This window comes from Micromonospora tarensis (genome assembly GCF_016803395.1).
In the GTDB taxonomy this organism is placed as follows: Bacteria; Actinomycetota; Actinomycetes; order Mycobacteriales; family Micromonosporaceae; genus Micromonospora; species Micromonospora tarensis.
Genome location: NZ_JAEVHL010000211.1, coordinates 1 through 11558 on the forward strand (window position 1 = coordinate 1; position 11558 = coordinate 11558).

At 72.9% G+C, this 11558-nt stretch carries 14 protein-coding genes and 1 pseudogene; 5 read left to right on the plus strand and 10 right to left on the minus strand.

Going from position 1 to position 11558, the window contains the following annotated elements:
* A partial coding sequence (locus JM949_RS27990) for a DAK2 domain-containing protein (RefSeq protein WP_203151197.1) occupies positions 1-438 on the minus strand: 438 nt, incomplete at its 3' end.
* Between the two features lie 218 nt (positions 439-656).
* On the opposite strand from JM949_RS27990, the gene rpmB reads away from it, so the two are divergent.
* Positions 657-848, plus strand: a complete 192-nt coding sequence (rpmB, locus tag JM949_RS27995; protein ID WP_091671657.1) for a 50S ribosomal protein L28 — start codon at positions 657-659, stop codon at positions 846-848.
* A gap of 113 nt (positions 849-961) precedes the next feature.
* Here the strand turns inward: rpmB and JM949_RS28000 are convergent, their stop codons facing one another.
* Both JM949_RS28000 and JM949_RS28005 read right to left on the minus strand, forming a co-directional pair.
* A complete protein-coding gene (locus JM949_RS28000) occupies positions 962-1423 on the minus strand; it encodes a GNAT family N-acetyltransferase (protein ID WP_203151198.1) in 462 nt (153 codons plus the stop codon).
* Between the two features lie 29 nt (positions 1424-1452).
* On the minus strand, positions 1453-2442 hold the full coding sequence (locus tag JM949_RS28005; RefSeq protein ID WP_407664836.1) for a thiamine-phosphate kinase: 990 nt from the start codon (positions 2440-2442) through the stop codon (positions 1453-1455).
* A gap of 96 nt (positions 2443-2538) precedes the next feature.
* On the opposite strand from JM949_RS28005, the gene JM949_RS28010 reads away from it, so the two are divergent.
* Positions 2539-2772, plus strand: coding sequence for an Lrp/AsnC ligand binding domain-containing protein (locus JM949_RS28010; RefSeq protein ID WP_030335303.1), 234 nt, complete (start codon positions 2539-2541; stop codon positions 2770-2772).
* A pseudogene (locus JM949_RS28015) lies at positions 2773-3464 on the plus strand (DUF3515 family protein).
* Positions 3465-3513: 49 nt separating this feature from the next.
* On the opposite strand, the gene JM949_RS28020 reads toward JM949_RS28015, so the two are convergent.
* Together JM949_RS28020 and JM949_RS28025 are read right to left on the minus strand one after the other, a co-directional pair.
* Positions 3514-4614, minus strand: coding sequence for a D-alanine--D-alanine ligase family protein (locus tag JM949_RS28020; protein ID WP_203151200.1), 1101 nt, complete (start codon positions 4612-4614; stop codon positions 3514-3516).
* A 195-nt stretch (positions 4615-4809) separates the two neighbouring features.
* On the minus strand, positions 4810-5028 hold the full coding sequence (locus JM949_RS28025) for a hypothetical protein (RefSeq protein WP_203151201.1): 219 nt from the start codon (positions 5026-5028) through the stop codon (positions 4810-4812).
* A gap of 278 nt (positions 5029-5306) precedes the next feature.
* Between JM949_RS28025 and JM949_RS28030 the strand changes: the two genes are divergently transcribed.
* Positions 5307-6152, plus strand: a complete 846-nt coding sequence (locus JM949_RS28030; protein WP_203151202.1) for a helix-turn-helix domain-containing protein — start codon at positions 5307-5309, stop codon at positions 6150-6152.
* Between the two features lie 5 nt (positions 6153-6157).
* Positions 6158-6358, plus strand: coding sequence for a DUF397 domain-containing protein (locus tag JM949_RS28035; protein WP_203151203.1), 201 nt, complete (start codon positions 6158-6160; stop codon positions 6356-6358).
* A 97-nt stretch (positions 6359-6455) separates the two neighbouring features.
* Here JM949_RS28035 and JM949_RS28040 read toward each other — a convergent pair whose 3' ends face one another.
* From JM949_RS28040 to JM949_RS28060, 5 genes are all read right to left on the minus strand, one after another.
* On the minus strand, positions 6456-7505 hold the full coding sequence (locus JM949_RS28040) for an ROK family protein (protein ID WP_203151204.1): 1050 nt from the start codon (positions 7503-7505) through the stop codon (positions 6456-6458).
* Between the two features lie 170 nt (positions 7506-7675).
* Positions 7676-8455 carry a putative protein N(5)-glutamine methyltransferase gene (locus JM949_RS28045; RefSeq protein ID WP_309232361.1) on the minus strand — a complete coding sequence of 260 codons (780 nt, stop codon included), beginning with the start codon at positions 8453-8455 and terminating at the stop codon, positions 7676-7678.
* Between the two features lie 8 nt (positions 8456-8463).
* Positions 8464-9582, minus strand: a complete 1119-nt coding sequence (locus tag JM949_RS28050; RefSeq protein WP_407664837.1) for a cystathionine gamma-lyase — start codon at positions 9580-9582, stop codon at positions 8464-8466.
* Between the two features lie 7 nt (positions 9583-9589).
* On the minus strand, positions 9590-10597 hold the full coding sequence (locus JM949_RS28055) for an NAD(P)H-dependent glycerol-3-phosphate dehydrogenase (RefSeq protein WP_203151206.1): 1008 nt from the start codon (positions 10595-10597) through the stop codon (positions 9590-9592).
* Positions 10594-11331: a lysophospholipid acyltransferase family protein gene (locus JM949_RS28060; RefSeq protein WP_203151207.1), complete on the minus strand. Its 738-nt coding sequence runs from the start codon at positions 11329-11331 to the stop codon at positions 10594-10596. Before JM949_RS28060 ends, JM949_RS28055 begins: the two co-directional genes overlap by 4 nt.
* Between the last annotated feature and the right edge of the window lie 227 nt (positions 11332-11558).

Sequence of the window (11558 nt, forward strand, 5' to 3'; positions counted from 1 at the left end):
GCCGCCGCGACCACGCTCGAGCACGGTGCCCTCGACCGGCCGGGCGACAGCGGTGTACGCGGCGGCGGCGCCGGATTCCAGCGCGGCGGCCAACCCCCGGCCGCGCACCGCCGGCAGCCCGGCGATCTCGTCGGCGAACCCGCGCAGGATCTGCGAGAGGATCACCCCGGAGTTGCCCCGCGCGCCGAGCAGCGCGCCCTGGGCCATCAGCCGCAGCGCGTGCCCGTGCGCCGTCGACCCGCTTTCGGGCAGGGTGTCCAGGTCCATCGCCAGGGCCTGCTGGGCCGAGGTGAGGGTGAGCACCAGGTTGGTGCCGGTGTCGCCGTCGGGCACCGGGTAGACGTTGAGCTGGTCGATCTCGCCCTGGTGGCGCTTCAGTGCGGCCAACCCGCCCGCACACCAGCGGCGGACCGCGGCGGCGTCGAGGGTGTCCAGCACGGCCAGAAGCCTACTGGCGGGCACCGACACGCGTCGGACTCGTCCGGCGTGTCCGCCGGGGCCCCGCTCCGGCACGGACCGCGTCGCGGAGCAGGCCCTCCGGTACCCTTGCCGCCAGGCCGGTTGGCCGGGTCGGCGAGTCATCGGGTAACCTGACCAGGTTGCCCGGGCAGCACCTGCCGGCGACCTCATGAACGTATCAATCCCAGGAGTATCCCGTGGCTAGCGTGTGCGACGTCTGTGGCAAGGGGCCGGGCTTCGGCCACAACGTGCCCTGGTCCAAGAAGAAGACCAACCGCCGCTGGAACCCGAACATCCAGTCGGTGCGTACCCCGGCCGGTGGTGGCAACACCAAGAAGCTGCAGGTCTGCACCTCGTGCATCAAGGCCGGCAAGGTCACCCGCGCCTGACGCGGTAGCACCCACCTTCTCGTACGGCTCAGCCGGCGGACCCAGGGTCCGCCGGCTCTGTCGTGTCCAGGTCCAGCCCGTCGGCCGGGCCGGCGCGGGCCCGGCGACGCCGGTCAGAGGGTACGGCCGAAGGAGACGCAGCCCTCCGCGTCCTTGTAGTAGCCGAAGTTCGGAATCCGCTCGTACCCGGCGGACTGGTACATGGCAATCGCCTCGGGCTGCTTGTCGCCGCACTCCAGGACCACCCGCTTGCGGCCCTGCTCGCGGGCCGAGCGCTCGACGGCCGCCAGGACCGCGCGGGCGACGCCCCGGCCCCGCGCCGCCGGGGTGGTGTACATCCGCTTCACCTCGGCGACGCCCGCACCGTGGCTGCGCCAACCACCGCAACCGACCGGCTCACCGGCCAGGTAGGCGACGAGGAACACACCGTCGGGCGGTTCGAACTCGGCGGCGTCCACCGGGGTGTCGTCGCCGGAGCTGTCGTAGCGGGCCCCCAGGTCGGCCAGGGCGGCCCGGATCAGCTGCTGCGCCACCGGCGCGTCGAACGCCACCGTCCGGATCTCGATCTCACTCACGGTACCCAGGATACGGAGGGCGTCCGGCCTCACCGGAAGTGGTCCCAGCCGGTCGGGCCGCCGTAGGGCGCGCCGTCGACCGTCACCCCGTCACCTTCCGTGACGACACCGATCGCCCGCCAGTCCGGCGGCAACGCCACCGCCGGAGGGAAGGTCGCGGCCAGCGCGTGGTCCTCGCCACCGGCGAGGATCCAGGTGTACGGGTCGACCCCGAGCGCCTGCGCGGCGTCGGCCATCTGCCGGGGCACCTCGAACGCGCTCCGGCGCACGTCGATCGCCACCTGGCTCGCCCTCGACACGTGTCCGAGGTCGGCGAGCAGCCCGTCGGAGACGTCGATCATGGCGGTGGCGCCGAGCCGGGCGGCCTGCGGGCCGGACTGGTAGGGCACCAGCGGCCGACGGTACGCCTCGACCAACAGCCGGGGGGTCCGGAAGCCCCGGGTGAGCACGGTCAGCCCGGCTGCCGCGTACCCGATGCGCCCGGACAGGGCGAGCACGTCCCCCGGACGGGCACCGGAGCGCAGCACGGGCGGACGGCCCGCCAGGTCGCCCAGCGCGGTGACCGCGACGGTGAGCGTGGGACTGGAGGACATGTCCCCGCCGACGACGCTGGCACCGACCGTGGCCGCCTCCGTGGCGAGCCCGTCGGCCAACTCCTCCGCCCAGGCGGTGTCCAGATCCGCCGGCATGCAGAGGGCGACCAGCAGCGCGGTCGGCGTGGCGCCCATCGCGGCGATGTCCGCCAGGTTGGCCGCCGCCGCCTTGTGCCCGACATCGCGGGCCGAGCACCAGTCGCGCCGGAAGTGTCGGCCGTCGACCAGCACGTCAGTGGAGGCCGCCACCCGACCGTCCGGCGCGGCCACCACCGCCGCGTCGTCACCCGGTCCGAGCACTGTCGTCGGCCCGGACGAGAGTCGGGCGGTGATCCGCTCGATCAGCCCGAACTCCCCGATTCCGGACACAGTGCCGCCACCGCCGGCGTTCCGTTGGTTCTGCCCGGCTCGGCCGTGCTCGCTCACCGCTGCTCCTTGACCACCGATAGGGATCAGACCTGGTCCGTAAGGTAGTTTCACCCTTCGGGCCGCTCCTGAGCGGCGACGGACGGAGGTCTAGTCGTGGTACAGGCGTACATCCTCATCCAGACCGAGGTCGGCCGCGCACGTGACGTGGCGGGTCTCATCGCGGACATCTCCGGCGTGGTACGCGTCGACGCCGTCACCGGCCCGTACGACGTGGTCGTCCTCACCGAGGCGAACACCGTCGACGAGCTCGGCAAACTCATTGTCAGCAAGGTGCAGATGGTGCCCGGCATCACCCGCACCCTCACGTGTTCGGTGGTGCGGCTGTAAGTGGACGAGATGACAAACTCCCCCGCCGCCCTGGACGACGACGGGGCGCGCGACGCGGCGGACGGGACGGCCGAGCCGGCTGACGGTAACCGCGCGTCGGCCGATCCGGCCGCGACGCGCCGGCCGGCCGGGACCGGACCATGCGCGGCGCCGCCCTGCTGGCCACGTTGGTCGCGTTGCCGATCACGCTGCTGGTGGCCGTGCTGGCGTTCAACAAGATCAGCCCGGACGCGCCGGCCGCGACGCCGACCCCCTCCGCGACGACCGTCGGGGCGCAGTCCACCACCCCGGTGGAGATGGCCGCGCCGGCGCTGGCCGCCCGCCCGGCCACGGTCTGCCGGGCCCTGCTCTCCCAGCTGCCGGAGAGCATCCGCGACCGGGCCCAGCGGCCGGTCACCGCCGGCCCGGAGCAGAACGCCGCGTACGGCGACCCCGCGCTCACCGTGGCCTGCGGCGGCACCGAACCGAACTTCCCCAGCACCGACGAGGTCTGGACGGTCAACCGGGTCTGCTGGCACCTGGCTGAGCAGGCCGACGCGGCCGTGCTCACCACTGTCGACCGGGAGACGTCGATCACCGTGCGCGTCCCACGCGCGTACGAGCAGCCGTTGCAGTGGGTGCCGACGATCTCCAGCACGATCGTGGCGACGGTGCCCTCCGGCGGGGCCATCCCGTCCGGCTGCCAGCGCTGAACCGGTCCCGCCCGCGCCGTCCGAGGCGCGCGGGCCGGACCGGTGCGGCTCAGTGCAGGCCGACGCCGCGCCGCTGGGCGGTACGGATCAGCCGGTTCACCAGCTTCGGGTATTCGAGCCCGGAGGCCGCCCACATCCGCGGGAACATCGACGTCGGGGTGAAGCCCGGCATCGTGTTCAGCTCGTTGAGGTAGACGTCCAGCTCGGGGGTGACGAAGAAGTCGGCCCGCGCCAGACCGGCGCAGTCCAGCGCGGTGAACGCGCGGACGGCGTACTCCTGCACCTGACGGGTCACCCGCTCCGGTAGCTGCGCCGGGACGTCGTACTCGCAGGAGTCGTCGAGGTACTTCGCCTCGAAGTCGTAGAAGTCGTGGTCGGCGACGACCCGCACCTCGGCCAGCACGGACGCCTCGGGCGCGCCACCGGCCTCGCCCTCCAGCACGCCGCACTCGACCTCGCGGCCGATGATCCCGGCCTCGATGATGACCTTCGGGTCGAACTGCCGGGCGGCGGCGACCGCGTCGTCCAGCTGCGCCCAGTCGGTGACCTTGCTGACCCCGAACGACGAGCCGGCCCGGGACGGCTTGACGAAGACCGGCAGGCCGAGCCGTTCCTTGTCCTGCTCGCTGAGGGTCATCCCGTTACGCAGCACGGCGTACGCGCCGACGGGGATGCCCTCGACGGCGCAGAGCTTCTTGGTGAACTCCTTGTCCATGGCGGCCGCGGAGGCGAACACGTTGGCTCCGACGTAGGGGATGCCGGCCATCTCCAGCATGCCCTGGATCGTGCCGTCCTCGCCGTACGCGCCGTGCAGCACCGGGAAGACCACGTCCACGTCGGCCAGCACCCGCGGCCCCTCGGTCGGGTCGAGCAGCATCAGCCCGTTGCCGGTGGGGTCGGCCCGCAGCACGATGTCGTCGCCGGAGTCGGCGGTGATCTCGGGCAGTTGACGGGCGTTGATCGCCAGCTGGGCGGGATCGCCGTCGGTCAGCACCCACTGGCCGGCCCGGGTGATGCCGACCGGCACCACCTCGAACTCGTCCGGGTCGAGCGCGCCGAACACGCTGCCGGCACTGACACAGGAGATGCCGTGCTCCGGGCTGCGGCCGCCGAAGACGATCGCCACGCGGGTCTTGCCTGGGGTGGTCACTCCGGTCACCTCTTCGTACGCGACTGCGGCTGGTCGTGCTCGCCGGTGGCGCTCACCCGGTTGACCTTACTGTGCGTGGCGATAGGGCGCGGCGATACCCGGCGAGCCGCCGCACGACACGCAACCGGTCAGCGGAGGATATACGGTGCGTGACCGGGCGATCGAGCCCGTCGCAAGCCGTTGACCTGGGCCTATTCAGTCTCGGGCGTGCCGGCGACCGACGGCGATGACCTTCACCCGCTGCCGGCCCGCCCGCACCATGCCCAGCGCCATGAACGCCCCGGCGATCCGGTCGGCGGCCTCTCGGCTGCTGGCGCCGACCACCTGCCGGCGCCGCTCCGGCGCGATCCGCTCGTTGCGGTCGACGCCCTCGACCGGACGCACGTCGGTGAGCACCACGAGGAAGCGGGTCATCGCAGGCCGTCCGGGGGTACGGCGGGGGGCTCCGGGCCGGTTCGCACGTCGTCTCCTTCCGGCGGGCCGGGATGGCGGGGCGGCACGCGACGATCGGGTACGGGGGAGAAACCCGATCGCCGCGCGCCCCATCCCCTCCGGTCGCTCACCACCACCGTCGCCACGACAACCGGCGGTGAGGACGCGATAACAGATTGACACGTGTACAGCCGTGAATGCAACTCTCATCGGCGTTCTCTCATGCAGACGTTCCCGTAAATGTGTGCGACCATCGATGCATGGCTCCGAAGACCGCCCGTGCCCGCCGGCTCGGCATCGCCCTACGCCACCACCGGGAGGCCGCCGGGCTGACGCTGGAGACCGCGGCGGATGAAATCAACAGCACCCGCAGCACGCTCTCCCGCTACGAGAACGCGCAGACCCTGATCACTCCGGCCACAGTGCGCGCCCTGCTCACGTCGTACGGGGTGAGCGCCGAGGAGGTGGCGGCCGCGGTGCAGCTGGCCAAGGACGCCCGCAAGCCGGGCTGGTGGGTGTCGTACTCCTACGTGCTGGATCCGCGCACCATCGACTTCATCGCGCTGGAGGCCGAGGCGACCGCCATCGCCAACTTCGAGCCCTCGGTGGTGCCCGGTCTGCTGCAGACCGCCGACTACATCCGGGGTGTGATGCGCGGCGGGCCGCACACCCTCGGCGACGAGCTGGTGGAGCAGCGGGTCAAGGTCCGGCTCGACCGGCAACTGCGACTCACCGGCGACCGGCCGCCCATCTTCGACGCGATCATCGACGAGGGCGCGCTGCTCCGCCCGGTCGGTGACCAGTCGGTGATGGACGGGCAACTGCGTCACCTGGTCAAGATGGCCGAGTTGCCGAACATCAGCGTCCAGGTGATCCCGCTCTCCGCCGGCTACCACCGGGGCACCCGGGGTTCGCTGCACATCCTCGAGTTCGCCGACCCGGAGGACCCGATCATCGCTTCGGTGGAGACCGTGGCCGGTCAGATGATCCTCGACCGGGCCGGCGAGACGCGTACCTGCACCAAGATCATGGAGCATCTCCGAAGCGTGGCGCTCAGCCCGGCGGACAGCCGCGAGATGCTCCTGTCAGTCCTGAAAGGACGGTAGGACCGATGAAACCGACGATCACAGCGGCCTTGGCCGCGGCGTCCTGGCGCAAGAGCAGTCGCAGCGGCGACGAGGGCGCCTGCGTGGAGGTGGCCGCCATCCCGCGGCTGGTGGCCGTCCGCGACTCCAAGGACCCGGCCGGGCCGGCTCTGCTGTTCGCAACCGCCGCCTGGGCCGCCTTCGCCCAGGCGCCACCGCGCCGCTGAAACAGGCCGTCCGCACCGCCGAGCCGACCAGGCCCAGCACCCACTGACCCCGGCCCGCCGCGCACCGCAGACCACGGCGCACGGCGGGCGGCCCGGCTCAGGCAACCAGCGGTCGGGGCTCCGGAACGGCGCGTAACGCCTCCAGCGCGGCGATGGCGACGCCCCGGGCGCCGGCCATGTCCCGGTCCGGTACCAACGCGAAGGTGGCCACCTCCGCCTGCTCCTCGCGGAGCACTGTGTGCTCGCGGACCGTCGCCAGGAACCAGTCCCGGAACTCCGGCGCCGCCTCCACCACCCCACCACCGACGAAGTACGCGTGCGGGTCGGTGAAGTTCGCGGCAATCGTGAACAGTCGCCCCAGCGCCATCGCCTGCTGGGTGAAGAGCTCCCGGGCCAGGGCGTCCGCCCGCTCGCCGTACCCACGGACCAGCTTCGCCGCCCGACCCACGGGCTCGGCGGCGAGCGGGTGGTCGGGATATCGGGTCAGCCAGTACGGCAGCAGGTTGCGCTCGATGCCGGTGAGCGACGCGATGCTCTCCACATCACCGGTGAAACCACAGTTACAGGTGGGCTGCGACTGGTCGGGGCCGAGCAGCCCGGTCAGCGGGATGTGCACGTGGCCGAGCTCGCCGGCCATCCCCGCCGCACCGGCGATCACCCGGCCACTCTCGACCACACCGCCGCCGAGGCCGGTGCCGACGATCGCGGACACCGACGAGCGGGTCATCGCGTCGGGCCCGAAATGCACGTGGTGGGCGTAGAGCGCCGCCGCGTTGCCGTCGTTGTGGTAGACCACCGGCAGGCCGAGTCGCCGCTCCAGCGCCGCGCGCACGTCGAAGCCCCGCCAGGCCGGCTGGGAGAAGTTGGTGGAGCCCCGCGACGAGATGACACCGTCGGCGCTGGCCGGCCCGGGCGTGTCCAGCCCGACCGCCCGGACCAGCTCGCGCGGCACTCCGGTCCGCGCCAGCGCGCCATCCAGGGCCAGCGCGAGCGCCTCGATCGCCGCCTCCGGACCGGCCTGCACCTCGCTGGGAATCTCCAGCAGCCCGTCCACCAGGAACCGGCCGTCCACCGTCAGCACTGTGGCGTTGTTGCTCGTGCCGCCGTTGTCCAACCCGACGACCACCGGCACCCCTGCGCTGCCCACCGAAACCGCCTCCCGCCGTCATGAGTGTGAGCCGAGGCTAGTGCCAAGCCCTCTCCCCCGCCACGTCCGGCCACCCCAGCCGGGTCGGGCCGGGGCGGCGAGTCGGACGGCCTGGTGGTTTCCGGGCGACAAGCCGCGGCGGCGGCCAGGTCAGCCGTGATCGTGCCGGCTCAGCCGGGACGGCGGGCGATGACCGCTGTGGCGTCCAGCTCCTCGTCGTGGCGCACGGTCGGGGCCAGCCCGGCAGCGCCGAACGCGTCGCAGAGCGCCACCACCTGCGTGCTGCCGGCCTCCACCACAAGGTGCCCTCCCGGGGCCAACCAACGCGTCGCCTCGGCACCCACCCGGCGCAGCACCGAGAGGCCGTCCGGTCCACCGTCCAGCGCCACCGGGGCCTCGTGCAGCCGCGCCTCCGGTGGCATCAGCGCCACCGCGTCGGTCGGCACGTACGGGGCGTTGGCGAGCACCAGGTCCAGCCGACCCCGCCACCGCCGGGGCAGCGGAGCGAAGAGATCGCCCTCGTACACCTCGACGTTCAGCCCGACCACGTTGCGGCGGGCACACGCCACGGCCACCGGGTCGATGTCGGCGGCGGCCAGGAAGCGCGGCGCGAGCCGGTGCGCAAGCGCGACAGTAGTGGCCCCGGAACCGCAGCACAGGTCGACCACTGCCGACGCCGGGCCGGTCAGCTCCGCCGCCGCCTCGACCAGCAGGGCGGTCCGGGCACGCGGCACGAACACGCCCGCGTCGACGGCGATCCGCAGGCCGTCGAACTCGGCCCAGCCGAGCAGGTACTCCAGCGGTTCACCGGCCACCCGGCGGTCGGTCAGCTCGGCCAACCGGCCCGGGGAGTCGGCGGCGGCCAGCAGCAGCTCGGCCTCGTCCTCGGCGTAGACGCAGCCGGCGGTCCGCAGCCGGCTCACCAGCGCGGCGCGATCGGTCGATGCCACCGGGGAACTCAGACCGGCCCGGCGGCGTCCAGCGCGGCGGCGATGTCGGCGACCAGGTCCGCGGTGTCCTCCGCCCCGCAGGAGAGCCGCACGAAACCAGCGGCGGTGTCGTCGCCCCACTGGGCCCGCCGGTCCGCCGTGGTGTGCAGGCCACCGAAGGAGGTCGCCGCCGCGACCAGCCGGGCGGCCTCGACGAAACGGCCCACCCGGTCGGCGTCGCCCAGGTCGAACGAGAGCACCCCGGGCACCCGGCGCATCTGCGCCGCGGCCACCGGATACGCCGGATCGCCAGGTCGCCCCGGCCAGCGCAGGCCGGTCACGTCCGGCCGACCGGCGAGCAGCTCGGCCACCGCGGCGGCGTTCGCGCTCTGCCTGGCCAACCGCAGGTCGAGGGTGGCCAGCGACCGGTGTGCCAGCCAGGCGTCGAAGGCGCCCGGCACCGCACCGGTGGTGGTGCGCCAGGTCGTCACCGCCTCGACCAGGTCCGCGGACCGGCTGGCCAGGTAGCCCAGCAGCAGGTCGGAGTGGCCGGTGAGGGCCTTCGTGCCGGACGCGACCACCAGGTCGGCGCCGAGGTCCAGTGGGCGCTGACCGAGCGGGGTGGCGGTGGTGTTGTCCACCGCGAGCAGCGCGCCGGCGGCGTGCGCCCGCTCGGCCAGGGCCGCCACGTCGACGACGTCGAGGCCCGGGTTGGCCGGCGTCTCCACCAACACCAGCCGGACACCCTCGAACGAGGGGTACGGTCCGACGGTCGGCACGAGCAGGACCCGGACGCCGATGGCCTCCAGCACGTTGGTGGCGAACGCCCGGACCGGGAAGTATCCGTCGGTGGGCAGCACCACTGTGTCCCCCGGCCGCAGCAGGGTGAGCAGCAGGCCGGTGATGGCCGCCTGACCGGTGGCGAAGACCCGACAGTCACCGCCCTCCAACTCGCCCACGGCCGCTTCCAACAGCCGCCGGGTCGGGTTGTCGGGGCGACCGTAGCCGTTCGGCGACGCGCCCTGACCCTGGAACGGGTCGAGATGGTACGGCGCGGCGAAGACCGGCCCGGGCAGGAACGGGTCCCCCGGGGTCGGCTCGGGCAGGCCCGCGCGTACGCAACGGGTGCCGTCTCCCCACTCGCTCATCGGATCCTCACTCATACGACTCGGGTTTGGCGGTGCGGCTCATCAGGGTGTCCACGGCGAGGCGCGGGTCCATGCCCTCGTGGCAGATCCGCTCGACGTGCTCGGTGATCGGCATCTCCACGCCGTGTGCCCGGGCCAGGTCGCGGATCGCCAGGCAGCTCTTCACGCCCTCGGCGGTCTGCCGGGTGGCGGCCTGGGCCTGCTCCAACGTCTCGCCCCGGCCCAGGTGCTCGCCGAAGGTGCGGTTGCGGGCCAGCGGGGACGAGCAGGAGGCGACCAGGTCGCCCATGCCCGCGAGGCCGGCGAAGGTGATCGGGTCCGCGCCGAGCGCCACGCCCAACCGGGCCGTCTCGGCCAGCCCACGGGTCATCAGCATGGCCCGGGTGTTGTCGCCGAAACCCATCGCGGTGGCGATGCCGTACGACAGGGCGATCACGTTCTTGACCGCCCCACCCAGCTCGCAGCCGATCACGTCGTCGTTGGTGTAGGGGCGCAGGTACGGCGTCCGGATCGACGCCTGCACGAGCGCGGTGCGGTTGCTGTTCGTCCCGGCGACCACTGTCGCGGCCGGCTGCTCGGCGGCGATCTCCGGGGCCAGGTTCGGGCCGGACACGACGACCACCCGGTCCGCGGCCACCCCGGCGGTCTCCACGATGACCTCGCTCATCCGTTTGGTGGTGCCGAGTTCGATGCCCTTCATCAACGACACCAGGGTGGAGTCGGGGTGCAGGTGTGCGGCCCACTCGGCGAGATTGCCGCGCAGGGTCTGCGACGGCACGGCCAGCACCACCACCTCGGCGTCGGTGATCGCCTCGACGGCGTCGGCGGTGGCGGTGACGCGGGCCGGCAGCAGCAGGTCCGGCAGGTACTCCGGGTTACGGCGCTCGACCCGGATGCTCTCGGCGACCGGCGCGCGGCGGGCCCAGACCGTCACGTCCCGCCCGGCGTCAGCGAGGATCTTGGCGAACGCGGTGCCCCAGGAGCCGGCACCGAGCACCGCGACGTGGCCGGTCATGCCGCCTCACCCGGCTGCTCGCGCCCGACCGAGGACCGGGAAGGTCGCTGCCACAGTGGCGGCGGGGTGCCACCACGGATCTCGGCGAGCATGTCCCGCAGCCGCAACATGATGGTGTCCGTCATCTCTTCGAGGGTGGCCCGGGTCGGCTCAGCGTCCGCCCACCGGCTGAGGTCGATCGGTTCCCCGGCGGCGACCGTCACCGGGATTCGGGGACGCAGGCTGACCCGACTGGTCCGGGGGTCGAAGATCCGCTCCGGCCCCCACATCACCACCGGCACCACGGGCGCCCCGGTGGCCAACGCCAGCCGGGCGGCACCGGTCTTGGCCTTCATCGGCCAGAGCTCCGGCTGTCGGGTGGTGGTGCCCTCCGGGTAGATCACCACGGCACCACCCTGGTCGAGCGCGGCGACCAGCGCGTCCAGTGAGCGGACCGCGTCGACGCTGCCCCGTTCCACCGGGATCTGCCGACACCGGTGCAGGATCCAACCGACCACCGGCACCCGGAACACGCTGGCCTTGCCGAGGTACTGCGGCCAGCGCCCGGAGTCGTAGATGAAGTGCGCGGACACCAGCGGGTCGGCGTGCGAGATGTGGTTCGCCACGATGATCATGCCGCCGTCGCGACGGAGGTGCTCCTGGCCGCGCCAGGTACGCCGGGTCCACACGGTCATCGCCGGCTTCACCAGCCCCACGGCGAACCGTTGCCAGAACCCCAGCCTTCGCCGTGCCACTGTGCCTCCTCGTCGCGCCCGACCCCGCCGCGAAATCCCGCCCCGCGACACCCGCAGCGGAAATCATGCCTGCTCGCCCCCGGTACGGCCAGCGAGGGTCCCGTCGTCCGGCTGGCAGGATTGCGGGCGTGCCTCCTCGTCGCGCCCGACCCCGCCGCGAAATCCCGCCCCGCGACACCCGCAGCGGAAATCATGCCTGCTCGCCCCCGGTACGGCCAGCGAGGGTC